Origin of the sequence: Pseudobutyrivibrio sp. ACV-2, from assembly GCF_900107545.1 — a bacterium.
GTDB lineage: Bacteria > Bacillota > Clostridia > Lachnospirales > Lachnospiraceae > Pseudobutyrivibrio.
This window is the reverse complement of the sequence record NZ_FNQZ01000001.1, coordinates 150055-166749: the sequence shown is the minus strand read 5'-3', so window position 1 is coordinate 166749 and position 16695 is coordinate 150055. Positions and strand designations below refer to the sequence as shown.

Below are 16695 nucleotides of genomic sequence, written 5' to 3'. Positions count from 1 at the left end.
CCTTAAATTACTCCTGAAAATCCAAGGAAAGCCATAGCCATAAGTCCTGCTGTAATAAGGACAATAGCTGAGCCCTTGAAAGTCTCAGGGATATCGTTGTATTCAATTTTTTCACGTATTCCAGCCATAATTACGATGGCGATAGTAAAGCCTACAGCAACGCCAAAGCCATTAATTACAGATTCTAAAATATCGTAATTGTTTGTTACATTATTAATTGCTGTACCAAGAACTGCACAGTTTGTAGTGATAAGTGGAAGGTACACACCAAGAGATTCATAAAGTGATGGTACATTTTTCTTCAACACCATTTCAACAAATTGAACAAGTGCTGCAATTACAAGAATGAATACGATAGTCTGCATGTATTCAAAGCCTGTAGGTACAAGAATGAATTTGTAAATTATTGAAGCAACAAATGAAGCAATCGTAATTACGAATATAACTGCTCCGCCCATTCCTGCTGCTGTTTCCACCTTCTTTGATACGCCAAGGAAAGGACATAAACCAAGGAACTGAGAAAGAACAACGTTATTTACAATTGCTGAAGCGACAAGTAAAAGTATAAGACCTGTAAAATAACTCATTATTTATTCTCCCCCTTTCCCACTTCTTTATCATCTGCATAGGATGAATCTGAACCGGATTTTTCTACATCTTCTGTATTTTTTGCATTAGCTGTATGCTTAACTGATGGGGCTTCGCTTGCAGGCTTTGCAACATCCTTTGGATCAACTGGAGGTAACTGCTCCACGTGATGTACCAATGATTTACCAGTACATGCACTTGAAAGAGAACAACCTGCGCAATCTCCACCCAAGCAGCCCTGTACAGCTGGTAGTGGCTTGCCCTTTGCTTCCATGTTGCGTCGAACTACATTCATTATGGCAACAAGGAAACCAAGTACTATAAATGCGCCAGGAGCCAAGCCAAACAAAGAAATATGAAAATCATTAAGAGGTGTAATGACAGCACCAAATACTGATCCATTTCCTAGAATCTCTCGAACTATACCAATAAGTGTAAGTCCAACAGTAAATCCAAGTCCCATTCCTATTCCATCAAACATAGAAGGAATAATAGGATTCTTGGATGCATAGCTTTCTGCACGTCCAAGAATAATACAGTTAACTACGATAAGTGGAATATATATTCCAAGTGATGAATAAAGTGATGGAGTGTATCCTTCCATTAAAAACTGAACAATTGTTACAAATGATGCTACAACTACTATGAAGGCAGGCATTCTTACTCTATCAGGAATAAGATTCCTAAGCGCTGAAATCATCATATTTGAAAGCACAAGTACAACTGTCGTTGAAAGTCCCATACCAATGCCGTTGATTGCAGACGTGGTAACAGCAAGTGTTGGACACATACCAAGCATCAATACAAAGGTTGGATTTTCTTTCCAAAGTCCATTATATAATCTTTCAAGATTCTTATTCATTTGCAGCACCTCCTACTAAAGAATTAAAGTAGGTTACACAAGCATTCACACCATTTGTCATAGCCTTTGATGTAATTGTAGCTGCTGAAATTGCATCAACCTCTGTAGATGTAGATGCACCATTCTTTGTCACAGTAAATATTTCAGCATCACGATTTACAAACTGAGATGAAAATGTGCCATCGCCTGTATCCCTGGCTTTCATTCCAAGACCTGCTGTCTCAGAGATGCTTGTTATTGAATATCCATTAATTACACTGTCATTATTGATTCCTACTGAAAATGTAATCTTTCCGCCATATCCTGCAGATGATGTAACTGTAATAACATATCCAAGTACATTTCCGCTTTTATCAAGTGCTTCAACACAATTATCTATTGTGTCATCTGTGTAACCGGCATCCTGAACTATTGTAGTAGCTTTGTCAGAATCAAAGCCATCCATATCTTCAAATGAAGCAGCATCCGCAAATACGGATTGATATGCTTGCTGTAATGCATCAGCCTGCGCTTTCGCAATTGGAGCTTTTGTGAGCTCATATACAAATCCAAGGGCAAGTCCTGCAACTACAGTGATGCATGTAAGAACCAAAGCGTCTTTAACTAATTTATTCATTAGCCTTCACCTCCTTTGGTTTTTGCTCCTTTACGATTCCAAAAGCTCTTGGAACTGTAACTCTTTCAATAAGAGGAACAAGAAGGTTGCTGAAAATGATTGCAAAACTTACTCCCTCTGCACTATTTCCAAAAATTCTAAATAGGCCTGTTAATACACCAAGGCAAATACCAAAAATAACCTTACCAAGCGGTGTGATTGGTGATGTAACATAGTCGGTAGCCATAAAGAATGCACCAAGCATTAAACCACCACCACAAAGATGTGCAACAATATATGTTGAATCAAGTCCATGGCCACCAAATAAAGTAATGAAAATTACAAATGATAAAATATAAACTCCTGGGATAACTAAATCAATAACTCCAAGAAGAATCAAAATAATGGCTCCAATCAAAATACAAAGAGCACTTGTCTCACCGATTGTACCTGCTGTACGACCAATGAGCATATCAAATGTGTTGACCATTTCACCGCTTTTTAGCAGTTGAAGAGGTGTTGCCCCTGAAACGCCATCATACTCAAAATGAGTCATTGTAGCGGCAAATGATATAACCATAAATGCACGACCACCTAAGGCTGGATTCATGAAATTCTGACCTAAACCTCCAAATAGCATCTTTACTACAACAATTGCAAAAATGCTACCAAGTATTGCCTGCCATACAGGAACTGTGTAAGGAAGATTAAGGCCAAGTAAAAGACCGGTAACAACTGCACTTAAATCTTTTATTGTGCTCTTCTTTCCTACAGCTTTTTCAAATAAATATTCAGAAGCCACACATGTAGCAATACAAACACATACAAGAAGTAAAGCTTTTAATCCAAAATTGACAATACCAAAAATAGTAGTTGGTAAAAGTGCAAGGATTACATAAAGCATAATACGACTAGTATCATCCTTTGCTCTGACATGTGGAGATGATGAAACTTTTAATAAATCGCTCATGACACGTCTATCCTTTCTACTTTTTTCTCTTGTCCGCAAGGACTATTTTTTTCATAGTCTTGATTGCCTGTGCAAGTGGCTGTCTGGCTGGACAAACAAAACTACAGCTGCCGCACTCAATACACTCAAGTCCATACCATTTTTCAAATTGTTCCTTATCACCATGAGTAGAAAACTTTGACAGACGAGAAGGAATAAGATTTTCAGGGCAAGCCTCTACACATCTTCCGCAATTAATGCAGGCTGTAGTCTCATATTTTGAGACATCATCCTCGGAAAGTGCAAGAAGTGCTCCGGATGTTTTGGTGGTTGGAATGTCCACATCCATTAATGCAAAGCCCATCATAGGACCACCAGATATTAGCTTTTTAGGCTCTCTAACATAACCTTCAGCAGCTTCCAGAATTTCCTTATAGCTGGTACCGATACATATACGGAAATTTCTAGGCTCCATAATTGCGTCACCAGTGATTGTAAATATTCTGTCCATAACTGGTTTGCCTTCTACAATCGCTGTATAAATAGCATTGATTGTGGCAACATTATCTACAATACACCCTGCATCTGCCGGCAGCATTTTTGAGTTGATTTCACGTCCGGTACATGCTTTAATAAGCTGACGCTCGCCACCCTGAGGATATTTTGTCATAAGCGGAACGACCTCAATACGTGGCTCATTTGCACAGAGCGTCTGCAGTGATTCAATAACATCACTTTTATTATCTTCTATTCCAAGGAGACCCTTGGCCTTTGGGAATAACTGAAGAATTATTTTCATGCCGGTGATAAGCTTGTTAGGCTCTTCCACCATAGATCTGTAGTCAGATGTAAGATATGGCTCACATTCTGCACAGTTGGCAATAATAAATTCGATATTCTCTGGTTGTTTTGGAGATAGTTTTACATGAGTTGGGAACCCTGCGCCGCCCATACCTACAATTCCAGCCTCCTGGATTTTTGTGATGATTTCCTCATTTGATAACTTGGTATAATCGTCACATCTCTCAAAACCTTTTTCAATGAAATTACCATCGCTTTCGATGACGATAGATGTTACCATATCACCTGTGGCAACGCGCCTAGGTTCAATGGCTTTAACTGTTCCTGAAACAGACGAAAAGATAGGTGCGGATACAAATCCTCCAGCATCAGCTATCTTTTGACCTCTCAGGACAGGATCCCCTACAGAAACGCATGCTTTCGCTGGAGCACCAATGTGCTGAGACAGTGGAAAGACCATTAATCCCTGTGGCTTTAATTCTTTGATAGGCTTTTCCTTTGATAGCTCTTTACCATCATAAGGATGAACCCCTCCTTTAAATGTTTTAAGGCCCATAGCATTACCTCTCTTTTGAAAATTTGTTCATAAAACTTAATTAAATTATATCATTTTGTCACAAAATTAAGATAAAATTTATCATTTATATTGTACATTTTTAAGTACCAAAATGATAAAGTTAATGTATTATTGGTCAGTCAGATATTTTTTGAGAATTACGGAGAACATAATGGAAATAATAAATAACAGTTATGAAATAGATAACTTAAGCTATGCTTTAGATAAATATTTTGATGAAAACACTGTGTTTTTTGACATAGAATGCACAGGACTTTCCCCTCGTAAATCATTTATTTATATGATAGGATATGCCCTGCGTTTGGGAAATAAAATAACTATCACACAGCTTTTAGCTGAAAATGAAGCTGCAGAGATTGAGATTATAAATGAATTTGAAAACGTCATTTCAAAATATGATAAGCTTTTAGGCTTTAATTCTACTCGATTTGATGAGTCCTTTATCATAGAACGATGTAGAAAACACAAATTTAACACTCAGATTAAAACAAAAAAACATACTGATTTGTATCTGACCACCACAAAGGCAAAATGTCTTTTGAATCTTCCAAATTATAAGCAAAAAAACATTGAAGAATTTTTAGGATTAAACCGCTTAGATAAATATAATGGCGGAGAATTGATTCCTATATATCAAAAATACTCTCTCTCTGGAGATGAAGAAGCAAAAGAACTTGTACTTCTTCACAATTTTGAAGATATAAAAGGGATGATTTATATAGCGGATATACTTTGCTATAGTGATCTTCTTAATTCCGAAATACGATATTTAACTCATGATAAAGATGCTGAGAAATTAAGATTTGAGTTAGAGACAGATATACATATTCCTTCTTCAATAAATAAAATACGCGAATACGGTATGTATATAATAAAAGAAAACCGTATATACGTTACTTTGAATTTATTTAAGGGTAGCCTGTATACCTTCCTACCAGACTATAAGAATTATTATTATCTGATAAACGAAGAAATAATTATCCCAAAATCTCTGGGTGAAAGTATGGATAAATCCGTACGTCGCCCCGCCACACGTCGTGACTGTAAAATAAACGCCGAAGGAACCTACGTGACCCTGCCACAAGGAATAGATGCTGGAAATCTCCGTACATTCAAAGAAACGTACGAGTCAAAAGAGTCATACATTTCCGTAGATGATATAACACCAACGTTAATGATAAAAATAGCCCGCTACATGCTAAAACACTAGCCATCTATAACCTAAAGAACCATCTAGTAGACTACAATCTTTATGATGTATTTTTGAAGAATATAGCGAAGCGATTTCAAAAATACATCTTAAAGATTGTAGCCGTAACTAGATGGCCCTCAACCTAGCGGCTAGCCACTGCCACTAAACCTTTTCATAATAGAATGAGTAACGTCTCTTATACCCCAAGTCTTTGTAATCAATTACCTGCTCTGTAGAACCGATAAACAGAATTCCATTTTGTCTAAGAGATTTATTAAACTTAGCATAAACCTCGGTTTTAGCCTCATCAGTAAAGTATATCAATACATTTCGGCATACAATCATATCATAGTTACTAGGATACGGGTCTCGCAAAAGATTGTGCTCTTTAAATTCAACGCAGCGCTTCACCTCATCACTAATCTGATATGAGTTTCCAACCTGGGTAAAAAATTTCTTTTTAAGATCAGCAGGTACATTAGCAATACTTTTAGCGCTATATAGTCCAACCTTTGCCGTTGCAATAACCTGCTTGTCCAAATCTGTAGCGAAAATCTTTATCCTGTTAAGCGGAATATGATTAGAAAGGCACATAACAAGGGAATATGGCTCATCTCCTGTTGAACAGGCCGCACTCCAAATTTTAAGATTTTGACCAGATTTAGCCATAAGTTCAGGTATAAATTCCTTGCTCATAAGCTGCCACTGTTCTGGATTTCTATAGAATTCAGAAACATTTATTGTAAGAAAATTTACAAACTCCTCAAAAACCTCTTTATCATTTTTGAGAAGCATTACATATTCGTGGTATTCCTTGCATTTATGTTTAGCTACAAGAGAATCTATGCGACGACGCATTTGTTTCTCTTTATAAGAGCTCAAGTCTATTTTTGTTAAATCATGGACTTCTTTCTTAAATCCTTCGTAATTTTCCATATCCAACTCCTTAATTGAATACATATCCCAAGTTAATTCCAAGTATGTTCATTATAAACGAGAGTTGTGTTTATATTGTTATTTTTTATGAAAGAATTAAAAAAGGCCTGGATGTTTTACACCCAGACCAAAATTATTTAAATTACTCCTCAGAAGCAGCAACTTCGTCGATGTTAACATCTGCAACATCAGCATCAGACTCGTTTGCTTCTGGCTCAAGAAGTGCCTTCATAGAAAGGCTAATCTTCTTTTCTTCGTCGTTGAATTCAACAACCTTTGCCTCAATATCCTGACCAATTGAAAGAACATCTGAAGGCTTCTCAATACGGTCCTTAGAAATCTGAGATACGTGAAGAAGTGCATCAATTCCAGGAGCAAGCTCTACGAAAGCACCAAAGTCCTTCATACGAACAACCTTACCCTTTACAACTGATCCAACTGCATACTTGTCAGCTGCACCATTCCATGGATTCTCGTTGTCAAACTTGCATGAAAGTGCAATCTTGCCATCCTTGATTTCCTTAACGAATACCTTGATAGTATCGCCAACGTTAAGAGTCTTTGTAGGATTCTCTACACGGCCCCAGCTCATCTCTGAGATGTGAAGAAGACCATCAGCACCACCTAAATCGATGAATGCACCGAAGTCCTTAACATTTTTAACTGTACCTTCGAATTCCTGACCAACAGCAATCTTTGACATAAGCTCTTCCTGAGCCTTTGCTCTGTCAGCAACAAGAAGAGTCTTTCTGTTACCGATGATTCTGCGACGTCTAGGATCAAATTCTGTAATAATAAAGCTAATTTCCTGACCCTGGTACTTTCCAAGATCCTTTTCGTATACATCTGATACGAATGAAGCAGGAATGAATACTCTAGCCTCATCAACAACAACTGTAAGACCACCCTTAAGCACTCTGTCAACTGTAGCTGTGAGAACTTCACCATTCTCAAATGCTTCTGCTAATCTTTCATTACCCTTTTCCTGAGCAAGTCTCTTGTAAGATAAGAGAACCTGTCCCTCTCCATCATTTACCTTAATAACAATAGCTGAAAGCTCATCGCCTTCTTTAACAACAGTAGTAAGATCAACATTAGACTCGTTTGTATATTCAGAACGGGTAATGATACCGTCTGACTTGTAACCAATGTTTAATACGATTTCATCAGGCTTAACACTGATAACAGTACCGTCTACTACGTCTCCATTGTGTATAGTTTTAAATGATTCCTCCAACATTTGTTCAAAACTCATTTCTGACATTTCTTTTGAACCTCCTCGATAATATTGTTTGGGGTGGAAGCCCCTGCGGTAATACCTACACTTTCAATGGACCTAAGTTCAGAAGGCATATCATCAGCCGTCTGTATGTAGTAAGTATTGTTGCATTTCGTTTTGCATATCTCATATAGCTTTTGCGTATTGGAAGAATTCTTACTTCCAATAACTAACATGGCATCAACTTTGGCTGCAATTTCAGCCGCTTCAACCTGTCTTTTGTTAGTCGCATCGCATATTGTATTCAAAACAATAATATGATAACCTTTTTGCTTTATAATTTCAACTAATTCTTGAAATTTATTATGATTAAAGGTGGTTTGAGAAACAATACAAATAGACTTCTGAGTATTAACAGAAAAGTCTTTTGCAGATTGCTCGTGAGGAATAACGGTATAATCGGAACCGTTTATCCAACCAACTATGCCTCTAACCTCCGGATGGTCTGGATTTCCAATGATTACAATATGTTCTCCAGCTTTAGAGTGTTCATCAACAGCTCTGTGAATTTTTTTTACAAACGGGCATGTAGCATCGATTATAGTATGCCCCATATTTTTAAGATCTTCCTCTACAGCGCGGGTAACACCATGAGATCTGATTATAACAGTCCCAGGAGCATATTCATTTGCTGTACCCTCTTCTATGACCTTGACTCCATTTGCCTCAAATTTTTTAACAACTTCTTCATTATGTATGATTGGGCCATAGGTGTAAAGAGGCGATGTGCCTTCATTTATTTGCTTTTCTACAACATCTACAGCTCTTTGAACACCAAAGCAAAATCCTGCAGATTCGGCTAAAATTACATTCATAAACACCTCATAAATATTCAGTCAATTTACAACGACTAAAATATTATTTATTGCAATATCCTATGATTGTTTCAACCACTTCATCAATGGTCATTTCAGAACTATCTACAAGAATTGCATCCTCAGCCTGCTTAAGAGGGCTTATTTCACGATGGCTATCTCTATAGTCACGTTCCTCAATGTCCTTTGCAATCTTGTCAAAATCAGGATTTTCACCCTTTGCAACAAGTTCATCAAAACGTCTTTTTGCGCGGCACTCAACTGACGCTGTAAGGAAGATTTTAACATCAGCATTAGGCAAAACTACAGTTCCGATATCACGTCCATCCATGATAACATCCGTTGTTTTAGCAAGTTCCTGCTGTAAAGCTACAAGCTTTGTACGTACAGCGCCAAATACTGATGTAGCACTTGCCATATTACCAACTTCCTCAGTGCGAATAAGGCCAGTTACATCTTCATCATTCAAAATAACATGCTGCGCTCCATCCTCGTATTTGATTGATACAGTAATATCATCAACTACAGAAGAAATTTTAGCTTCATCATCCTTTGCAATATTTGAACGTAGAAAATAAAGCGCCATAGCTCTGTACATAGCTCCTGTGTCTACGTAAACGTACCCCATTTTTGCTGCAATAGCCTTTGCTATTGTTGATTTGCCTGCTCCTGCAGGTCCGTCGATTGCAACATTCATTGCCATAATAATATCCTCCAAATTTATATTGATAACCCGGCCAGATAACCTGTAGACCAGGCAATTTGCAAATTAAATCCACCTGTGAAGGCGTCTAAATCAAGAACCTCTCCTACAAAAGATAGTCCTTGTATATTTTTGCACTTTAAGGTAGATGGGTCAATTTCTTTTACAGAAACACCGCCCTGGGTAACAATTGCCTCATTATAATCTCTTAATCCAGTAATAGTAAAAGGAAAAGCTTTTAACAACGAAATCAAAGTGGCACGCTCCTCTTTTGTTACTGAATTAATCTGTCTTTCATCATCAAAATCCATAAGTTCAATAAAAACTGGTACCATTGAACTAGGTAAAAGTCCCCTTAAAACAGAACTTAAATGCTTGTTCATGTTATCATTAAAATCTCTGAGAATTCTTGACTCCAGATCTTCCTTTGATAGGGCTGGTTTTAAATCAACTAAAGCTTTAAGACTTCCCCTTTTTTGTAAGATTTTACCAATAATAGAGCTGGCCGAAAGTACCAAAGGTCCACTTACACCAAAATGGGTAAATAACATTTCACCAAAGCTGTCATAATGCTTTTTCTTGTCATCATAAATAGTTAGATTAACATTTTTAAGGGCTAGTCCCTGCATAGATGGTATATAAGCCTCTTTAACATTTAAAGGCACTAACGCAGGTCTCATATCTGATACGTTTAATCCTGCAGCTTTTGCCCATTTGTGGCCATCTCCTGTAGAACCTGTAGTCCTGTAGGAAATACCTCCTGTAGCTACAATCACATGATCACAACTAATGGTTTTATTTGATTTAAGCGTTACTCCTGTAACCTTTCCATTATCGATAACAAGGGAATCAACCTCTGTATTAAGTGAAATATCAACATTAACTTCCCTAAGTGCCTTTTCTAAGGCTTTTGTAATATCAGATGCATGGTCTGATACAGGAAACGCTCTGTTTCCTCTTTCTACCTTTGTAGGGGTACCGTGCAGCTCTATAAAATCTATCATTGAATCAGGTCCAAAGGTATAGAGACTGCTGTATAAAAACTTAGGATTGCTAACAACATTTTTGAAAAAATCCTCGATATCACAGGCATTTGTAAAGTTACATCTGCCCTTTCCAGTGATATAAATCTTTTTACCTAGCTTCTCATTTTTCTCTAAAAGAGAAACCTTATGTCCACACATCCCTGCAGAATATGCTGCCATCATACCGGCAGCGCCTCCGCCTATAACAATAACTTTTGACATTAAAAATCTCCTGGGTAGGTCATCCTAATGGAATCATCCACCATATCTATTTCATCATTTTCGTAGAATTGATACTCAGACCAAACGCTTTCCACCATATCTAAGGTGTCAGCTAAATCTTTTTGTTTGCGATTACATAGCTCTACAACCAATGCATTGATTACTGAAAGAGGCGCAACAAGTGAATCCACCACCGAATGCATGTCACTTTCGGCTATCAAATTGCATGAACTGTATAGATTCATTGGCGAATGTATAGAATCTGTGATTGTAATAACATTTGCCTGTCTGTTATTTGCAAATTCAAGTGCCTTTAAAGTACGCATTGAATATCTTGGAAATGAAATTCCAATGATACAGTCATCCTCTCCAATGTGAATCATCTGCTCAAATAGTTCCGAAGCTGATGAGGTTTGTAGATTAACCACATTATCAAACAGCAGATTCAAGTAAAATGAAAGAAATGATGCAAGTGGTGCACATGTTCTGATTCCCACCACATAAATCCGCCTAGCCTTTAATATAGTTTCTACAGCATTGTAAAAGGCAGCCTCATCTATAGACTCCATTGTGTTTTTAATTTTAAGAGCATCTGAGGTCAAAACTTCTTTTACCACACCATTTTGCTCAATACCACCATTTGTAATTTCTATCCTGTCAGTATTATTTAGCTTTGTTCTGACCATGCCCTCAAGAGCCTGCTGAAATTCTGGATATCCGGAATATCCAACATAAGAAGCAAAGCGAACAACGGTAGACTCAGAAACTCCTATTATTTCCCCTAGTTTTGCAGCTGTAAGAAATGCTGCTTTATCGTAGTTATCTATAATATAATTAGCAAGTAGCTTTTGTCCCTTTGACATCTTGCCGTATTTTTCATTTATCTTTGAAAGCAAATCTGTAGTTGTTGCCATTTGTTAAACCTCATAAATTATCTGAGATTTAATTATACGATACAAAAAAAGGCAATGCAAGAATTCTTGCATTGCCCGATTATTTAAAGACTAAACTGGATAAGCTTTATTTTCCTTGTCAGCTTTTGCTGGATCTACTTTTGTCTGCTGAGCTTCACGATACTGGAAGAACTCTGTAGCAACCTTTGGGAATAGAGCATATGAGAGAACATCCTCATCCTGCTGCTTCCACTGCTTGCACTCTTCCTCAAATTTAGCAAGACCTGGCTCAAGTAAATCTGCTGGACGGCATGTGATTGCCTTGTCCTTGTCAGCACCAAGTACCTTTTCAACAACCTCTGGATTGAAAGGCTTTACAGTCTGACCGTATTTACCAAGTAAGATATCCTTAGTCTGCTCTGTAGCAACCTTGTATCTTTCACCCATAAGAACATTGAATACAGCCTGTGTACCAACAATCTGTGATGAAGGTGTAACAAGTGGTGGCTCACCAAGATCCTTACGAACACGAGGTACTTCTTCAAGAACATCACGAAGCTTGTCTTCCTTACCCTGCTCCTTTAACTGGCTGATAAGGTTTGAAAGCATACCGCCAGGAACCTGATAGCGAAGTGTATTGATGTTTACACCAAGTACCTTTGTAGACATAAGTCCGCTTTCGATACACTCTTCTCTATATGGACGGAAGTAATCAGCGATTTCAGAAAGAAGTTCCTGATCAAAGCCTGTAGCATATGGTGTGCCCTCGAATGCAGCAGCCATAACTTCTGTGGCTGGCTGTGATGTACCAAGAGCAAATGGTGAAATAGCACAGTCGATAATATCTGCACCTGCTTCAACAGCCTTCATATATGTCATTGAAGCTACACCTGATGTGTAGTGTGTGTGCATTTCGATTGGAAGTGTTGTTGATTCCTTAAGGGCTGAAACGAGCTCGTAAGCCTTTGCAGGAACAAGAAGTCCAGCCATATCCTTGATACAGATTGAATTAGCACCCATATCCTCGATACGCTTTGCAATATCCTTCCAATAATCAAGAGTGTATGCATCGCCAAGTGTATAAGAAAGAGCTACCTGTGCATGACCATTCTCTTTGTTAGTAGCTTTAACAGCTGTCTCAAGGTTTCTGATATCGTTAAGGCAGTCGAAAATACGAATGATATCGATACCGTTTGCAATTGACTTCTGAACGAAATATTCTACAACATCATCAGGATACTGGCTGTAACCCAAGATGTTCTGACCTCTGAAAAGCATCTGAAGCTTTGTATTCTTGAAGCCATCACGAAGCTTTCTAAGGCGCTCCCATGGATCTTCCTTAAGGAAACGAAGTGACGCATCAAATGTAGCACCGCCCCAGCACTCTACTGCATTGTAACCAACCTTGTCCATCTTATCTACGATAGGAAGCATCATAGAGGTAGGCATACGTGTTGCAATAAGTGACTGATGAGCATCTCTAAGTACTGTCTCAGTTATTTTAACTGGCTTTGGACTAATATCTGCCATTTATTTCTCCTCCTAAACTCCAAATATTGCCATAAATACACCGGCTGCAACAGCTGTACCAATAACACCAGCTACGTTTGGTCCCATAGCATGCATGAGAAGGAAGTTTGTAGGATCCTCTTCTGCACCAACCTTTTGAGAAACACGAGCGGCCATAGGAACAGCAGAAACTCCGGCTGAACCGATAAGTGGGTTAATTTTTCCACCTGTAATATGGCAAAGTAATTTACCAAATAATACACCAGCTGCTGTACCAAATACGAAAGCAACAAGACCTAAAATAACAATCTTGATAGTAGCTGCATTTAAGAATGCTTCTGCAGATGTAGAGGCACCAACAGATGTACCAAGAAGAATAACTACGATGTACATAAGTGCATTTGATGCAGTTTCTGTAAGCTGATTTACAACACCTGATTCTTTAAATAAGTTACCGAGCATCAGCATACCAACAAGTGGAGCTGTTGTAGGTAAGATAAGACAAACAATAATTGTAACAACTATAGGGAAAAGAATTTTCTCAAGCTTTGAAACAGGACGAAGCTGTGCCATCTTGATTGAACGCTCTTCCTTTGTTGTAAGTGCCTTCATGATAGGAGGCTGAATAATAGGAACTAATGACATATAAGAATATGCTGCAACTGCGATAGGTCCCATTAATGATGACTGGCCTAATTTACCAGCAAGGAAAATAGATGTAGGTCCATCTGCACCACCGATGATTGATACTGCAGCAGCTGCCTGATCTGAAAATCCAAGAAGGATTGCAAGAAGGTAAGCTGTGAAAATACCAATCTGTGCAGCAGCTCCAAGCCAAAAGCTGATTGGGTTTGCAATAAGTGGACCAAAATCTGTCATAGCTCCAACACCCATGAAAATAAGTGAAGGAAGAATTGAATACTCATCAAGAGTATAGAAATAATAAAGCAAGCCGCCTACTCCATTAGAGGTTTCCTCTGGAGATGCAATGATATCAGGATAAATATTAACCAATAACATACCAAAAGCGATAGGTAACAAAAGAAGTGGTTCATATCCCTTTTTAATTGCAAGGTAAAGGAAAACACAGGCAACCGCTATCATGACAAAGTTACCCCAGGTCAGATTGAAAAATGCAGTCTGATGGGCGAGGTTTAACAATGTCTCTCCAACGTAACTCATGTGTAATCCTCCTATTAGTTCATAGTTGCAAGAAGTGCGCCTGCCTCAACCTGCTGACCTTCGTTGCAGTTGATAGATGCTACTGTTCCATCCTGTGGTGCAACAACTGGTGTCTCCATCTTCATAACTTCAAGAACAACAACTGGATCACCCTTCTTTACAGATGTGCCAGCAGAAGCTGCAATCTTTACAACCTTTCCAGCAGCACCAGCTTCGATTTTAACACCACCAGCAGTGCCAGTAGCTACAGGTGCAACAGGAGCAGCAGCCTTAGGAGCAGCTGCAGGAGTAACTGGAGATACGCCAGAGCCTCCCTTATCTTCTACAGTAACGTCATAAACTGTTCCATTAACAGTGATAGTATAATTTTTCATGGATAAATCCTCCTAATATCTTTTTTTGATGGAACGTACTACAAATGAATCTGTAGAAGCTCCTGTGCTAGCTGCAATTGCTGCAGCAATAACAGCTACAAGCTGTAAATCATCAGTTTCCTTCTTTGGAGCAGCTGCTGTAGCAACAACTGGTGCTGCGACAGGCTTTTCCTCTGGAGCATTCTTTTCCTTTGCTTTTTTCTCAAGCTTTGGAATAATCTCGAAGCACTTAATAACGCCTGACATAACAACTAGCATACAGAATACAATTAAGATACCCATAACTGTATTAAGTCCTGCCTTTTGCATAGTCTCAACGAGAGAATAAATACCTTCGATATTGATTGCTGTAGGTCCTTCCTGAACCTTGTTAGCATTGAAAACTACAGTAAGCTTTAAATCTCTCTTTGAATAATCACCAATGAGAGTAGCTGTGATAGTCTTACCTGATTTGGTGACATCGAAAGCCTTTTGTCCTCCAATGTTTAATCCACCAATATTAACACCACCGATGACCTTGTTCTTATCATAGAAATCAACAAACTCACCCTTTTCTGAATAGCACTCTTTAAAATCGCTTAATAAACCAGCTGAAACTGTGTCACCAGAAGACTCTGCCTGTGCAATATAAGTATCAAGCGATGCTTCGTCAAAAGACTCTAACTGAGTCATTGTTTGAGAAAGCATCTGATAATATGTATCCTCTGGTAATCCACCGATTAGCTCGTCATCTTTGCTTCCACAAGCTGAAAGGCCAAGCATTAAGACTAAGGTGCATATTCCTAATAAGAATTTTTTTCTCATAAGTTCACCTTTCCTTGCTTAAAAAAACATTTCAAATCCTGCGATAATATATTTTCTTGCATCAGCAAAGCTGATAATTCTATCGATATGACCATGTGCTGCTGCTGTAAGTGCGCTGTCCTGAAGAGATGCATAATCCTTTTGGATTGCAGCTGCATCTGTACCATTTTCTGAAAGAATACGTGCAGCCTTTTCAGCTTCCATTGCACCAACAGCTGCATTTTCGAATGAATATACTAAATCAGCACCAAGTGACTTAGAATTCATAAGAACATAAGCACTGCCGTAAGCCTGCTTTGAAATGAGATTAATCTTTGGAATACTTGCGTCAACAAAACGCTGTGTCATCTGAGCAAGTGCACGTGGCAATCTCTTTTCCTGACATGTGCATGACTTAAATGCAGCAACATTTGTGATTGAAAGAACTGGAATTTCGTACATATCACAAAGATCAACGAAATCAGCAGCCTTCTCACAGCCGACAGCTGAAAGGTAAGCCTCGCCATCGATTTCTCTGTTACCTACAACACCGATTGTAACGCCGTCAAGCTTCATAAGACCTGTAACCATTTCTTTTGCGAAACCTGCCTTAAGCTCGATAAACTCACGATTATCAGCAAGCTCTGTAGCAACAGCTGCTGCGTCTGTAACCTTGCCTTCAAGGCCTTCTGATGCTCTGTTAAGATCATCTGTTGCTTCTACGATATCGTTTGGAATCATAGAAATAACCTGTCTCATTGATGCGATAACCTCATCAAGAGAACCGATTTTATCAACTGTACCAGCCTCTTCAAACTGGAATTTAGCTGAAGATGTATCACATTCATCTGAACGATTGCCAGTGATAGTATCAGGAGAATTAATAAAAAGTGATGCACCATCAACCATAAATGTGAAATCTGCAAGTGCTGGAAGAACTGAAAGTCCACCACCGCACTGACCAGCTACACATATAAGCTGAGGGATAACACCCTTTACATCTGCAGCTCTTTCGATTACAGAACCGAGAGCTTCAAGTGCATCAAAGGATTCCTGAAGACGTACACCACCGCAATCGATAAATCCGATTACAGGAGCCCCTACCTTAAGGGCCATGTCATAAAGAGAGAGAATCTTCTTTGCATGCATCTCACCTATTGTGCCGCCCAATACATCGGCGTTTTGGCTAAAGACAAACACTAATGTGCCGTCTATAAGACCATGTCCAATAATTACTCCGTCTGATGGTTCTTTCTTTGCATCAAGGTTAAAATCTGTGTTGCGTGACACTACTAAAGACTGAAGCTCAACAAAGCTGTTGTCATCTAGTAATGCGTTAATTCTAGCCTGAGCTTGACTTAAATCATTACCCATCTCATACCTCCATTTATATAAAATATTTCAAATTTC

The 16695-nt window shown here is 38.5% G+C and carries 17 protein-coding genes; 1 reads left to right on the top strand and 16 read right to left on the bottom strand.

Features of this window, described 5'->3' with window-relative positions; translation table 11 throughout:
- Positions 1 to 2: 2 nt before the first annotated feature.
- Genes rsxA through rsxC form a run of 5 tightly spaced genes read right to left on the bottom strand, consistent with a single transcriptional unit; the run spans position 3 to position 4351 of the window.
- The gene (gene rsxA, locus BLV53_RS00775) at positions 3 to 587 is read right to left on the bottom strand and encodes an electron transport complex subunit RsxA (protein WP_090295749.1); all 585 of its coding nucleotides are present in this window, start codon (positions 585 to 587) and stop codon (positions 3 to 5) included.
- A complete protein-coding gene (gene rsxE, locus BLV53_RS00770) occupies positions 587 to 1450 on the bottom strand; it encodes an electron transport complex subunit RsxE (protein WP_090295746.1) in 864 nt (287 codons plus the stop codon). The genes rsxA and rsxE overlap by 1 nt, the downstream gene beginning before the upstream one ends.
- Positions 1443 to 2066, bottom strand: coding sequence for an RnfABCDGE type electron transport complex subunit G (locus BLV53_RS00765; RefSeq protein ID WP_090295743.1), 624 nt, complete (start codon positions 2064 to 2066; stop codon positions 1443 to 1445). Before BLV53_RS00765 ends, rsxE begins: the two co-directional genes overlap by 8 nt.
- Positions 2059 to 3015: an RnfABCDGE type electron transport complex subunit D gene (locus BLV53_RS00760; RefSeq protein ID WP_090295742.1), complete on the bottom strand. Its 957-nt coding sequence runs from the start codon at positions 3013 to 3015 to the stop codon at positions 2059 to 2061. Before BLV53_RS00760 ends, BLV53_RS00765 begins: the two co-directional genes overlap by 8 nt.
- A gap of 16 nt (positions 3016 to 3031) precedes the next feature.
- Complete coding sequence (gene rsxC / locus BLV53_RS00755; protein ID WP_090295739.1) at positions 3032 to 4351, bottom strand: electron transport complex subunit RsxC; 1320 nt, start codon at positions 4349 to 4351, stop codon at positions 3032 to 3034.
- A 172-nt stretch (positions 4352 to 4523) separates the two neighbouring features.
- Between rsxC and BLV53_RS00750 the strand changes: the two genes are divergently transcribed.
- Positions 4524 to 5582, top strand: a complete 1059-nt coding sequence (locus BLV53_RS00750; protein ID WP_170830718.1) for a ribonuclease H-like domain-containing protein — start codon at positions 4524 to 4526, stop codon at positions 5580 to 5582.
- Between the two features lie 144 nt (positions 5583 to 5726).
- Here BLV53_RS00750 and BLV53_RS00745 read toward each other — a convergent pair whose 3' ends face one another.
- The 11 genes from BLV53_RS00745 to BLV53_RS00695 form a co-directional block, all read right to left on the bottom strand.
- Positions 5727 to 6500 carry a CheR family methyltransferase gene (locus tag BLV53_RS00745; RefSeq protein ID WP_090295735.1) on the bottom strand — a complete coding sequence of 258 codons (774 nt, stop codon included), beginning with the start codon at positions 6498 to 6500 and terminating at the stop codon, positions 5727 to 5729.
- Between the two features lie 142 nt (positions 6501 to 6642).
- On the bottom strand, positions 6643 to 7764 hold the full coding sequence (gene rpsA, locus BLV53_RS00740; protein ID WP_090295732.1) for a 30S ribosomal protein S1: 1122 nt from the start codon (positions 7762 to 7764) through the stop codon (positions 6643 to 6645).
- Positions 7752 to 8594, bottom strand: a complete 843-nt coding sequence (gene ispH / locus BLV53_RS00735; protein WP_090295730.1) for a 4-hydroxy-3-methylbut-2-enyl diphosphate reductase — start codon at positions 8592 to 8594, stop codon at positions 7752 to 7754. Before ispH ends, rpsA begins: the two co-directional genes overlap by 13 nt.
- 43 nt (positions 8595 to 8637) lie before the next feature.
- On the bottom strand, positions 8638 to 9297 hold the full coding sequence (gene cmk, locus BLV53_RS00730; RefSeq protein ID WP_090295727.1) for a (d)CMP kinase: 660 nt from the start codon (positions 9295 to 9297) through the stop codon (positions 8638 to 8640).
- 17 nt (positions 9298 to 9314) lie between these two features.
- Positions 9315 to 10544 carry a BaiN/RdsA family NAD(P)/FAD-dependent oxidoreductase gene (locus BLV53_RS00725; RefSeq protein ID WP_090295723.1) on the bottom strand — a complete coding sequence of 410 codons (1230 nt, stop codon included), beginning with the start codon at positions 10542 to 10544 and terminating at the stop codon, positions 9315 to 9317.
- Positions 10544 to 11458 carry a MurR/RpiR family transcriptional regulator gene (locus tag BLV53_RS00720; protein ID WP_090295720.1) on the bottom strand — a complete coding sequence of 305 codons (915 nt, stop codon included), beginning with the start codon at positions 11456 to 11458 and terminating at the stop codon, positions 10544 to 10546. The genes BLV53_RS00725 and BLV53_RS00720 overlap by 1 nt, the downstream gene beginning before the upstream one ends.
- A 90-nt stretch (positions 11459 to 11548) precedes the next feature.
- Positions 11549 to 12967 carry an oxaloacetate decarboxylase subunit alpha gene (locus BLV53_RS00715; protein ID WP_090295718.1) on the bottom strand — a complete coding sequence of 473 codons (1419 nt, stop codon included), beginning with the start codon at positions 12965 to 12967 and terminating at the stop codon, positions 11549 to 11551.
- 12 nt (positions 12968 to 12979) lie between these two features.
- Positions 12980 to 14128, bottom strand: coding sequence for a sodium ion-translocating decarboxylase subunit beta (locus BLV53_RS00710; protein ID WP_090295715.1), 1149 nt, complete (start codon positions 14126 to 14128; stop codon positions 12980 to 12982).
- A 14-nt stretch (positions 14129 to 14142) separates the two neighbouring features.
- Positions 14143 to 14502, bottom strand: a complete 360-nt coding sequence (locus tag BLV53_RS00705; protein ID WP_090295712.1) for a biotin/lipoyl-containing protein — start codon at positions 14500 to 14502, stop codon at positions 14143 to 14145.
- 12 nt (positions 14503 to 14514) lie between these two features.
- Positions 14515 to 15306, bottom strand: a complete 792-nt coding sequence (locus BLV53_RS00700) for an OadG family protein (RefSeq protein WP_090295709.1) — start codon at positions 15304 to 15306, stop codon at positions 14515 to 14517.
- 18 nt (positions 15307 to 15324) lie between these two features.
- Complete coding sequence (locus BLV53_RS00695; RefSeq protein ID WP_090295705.1) at positions 15325 to 16659, bottom strand: carboxyl transferase domain-containing protein; 1335 nt, start codon at positions 16657 to 16659, stop codon at positions 15325 to 15327.
- Positions 16660 to 16695: the final 36 nt, after the last annotated feature.

Excerpts from the sequence above, each read along its gene's own strand:
- rsxA (WP_090295749.1), bottom strand. The coding sequence starts at position 587 with ATGAGTTATTTTACAGGTCTTATACTTTTACTTGTCGCTTCAGCAATT.
- rsxE (WP_090295746.1), bottom strand. The coding sequence starts at position 1,450 with ATGAATAAGAATCTTGAAAGATTATATAATGGACTTTGGAAAGAAAAT.
- BLV53_RS00765 (WP_090295743.1), bottom strand. The coding sequence starts at position 2,066 with ATGAATAAATTAGTTAAAGACGCTTTGGTTCTTACATGCATCACTGTA.
- BLV53_RS00760 (WP_090295742.1), bottom strand. The coding sequence starts at position 3,015 with ATGAGCGATTTATTAAAAGTTTCATCATCTCCACATGTCAGAGCAAAG.
- rsxC (WP_090295739.1), bottom strand. The coding sequence starts at position 4,351 with ATGGGCCTTAAAACATTTAAAGGAGGGGTTCATCCTTATGATGGTAAA.
- BLV53_RS00750 (WP_170830718.1), top strand. The coding sequence starts at position 4,524 with ATGGAAATAATAAATAACAGTTATGAAATAGATAACTTAAGCTATGCT.
- BLV53_RS00745 (WP_090295735.1), bottom strand. The coding sequence starts at position 6,500 with ATGGAAAATTACGAAGGATTTAAGAAAGAAGTCCATGATTTAACAAAA.
- rpsA (WP_090295732.1), bottom strand. The coding sequence starts at position 7,764 with ATGTCAGAAATGAGTTTTGAACAAATGTTGGAGGAATCATTTAAAACT.
- ispH (WP_090295730.1), bottom strand. The coding sequence starts at position 8,594 with ATGAATGTAATTTTAGCCGAATCTGCAGGATTTTGCTTTGGTGTTCAA.
- cmk (WP_090295727.1), bottom strand. The coding sequence starts at position 9,297 with ATGGCAATGAATGTTGCAATCGACGGACCTGCAGGAGCAGGCAAATCA.
- BLV53_RS00725 (WP_090295723.1), bottom strand. The coding sequence starts at position 10,544 with ATGTCAAAAGTTATTGTTATAGGCGGAGGCGCTGCCGGTATGATGGCA.
- BLV53_RS00720 (WP_090295720.1), bottom strand. The coding sequence starts at position 11,458 with ATGGCAACAACTACAGATTTGCTTTCAAAGATAAATGAAAAATACGGC.
- BLV53_RS00715 (WP_090295718.1), bottom strand. The coding sequence starts at position 12,967 with ATGGCAGATATTAGTCCAAAGCCAGTTAAAATAACTGAGACAGTACTT.
- BLV53_RS00710 (WP_090295715.1), bottom strand. The coding sequence starts at position 14,128 with ATGAGTTACGTTGGAGAGACATTGTTAAACCTCGCCCATCAGACTGCA.
- BLV53_RS00705 (WP_090295712.1), bottom strand. The coding sequence starts at position 14,502 with ATGAAAAATTATACTATCACTGTTAATGGAACAGTTTATGACGTTACT.
- BLV53_RS00700 (WP_090295709.1), bottom strand. The coding sequence starts at position 15,306 with ATGAGAAAAAAATTCTTATTAGGAATATGCACCTTAGTCTTAATGCTT.
- BLV53_RS00695 (WP_090295705.1), bottom strand. The coding sequence starts at position 16,659 with ATGGGTAATGATTTAAGTCAAGCTCAGGCTAGAATTAACGCATTACTA.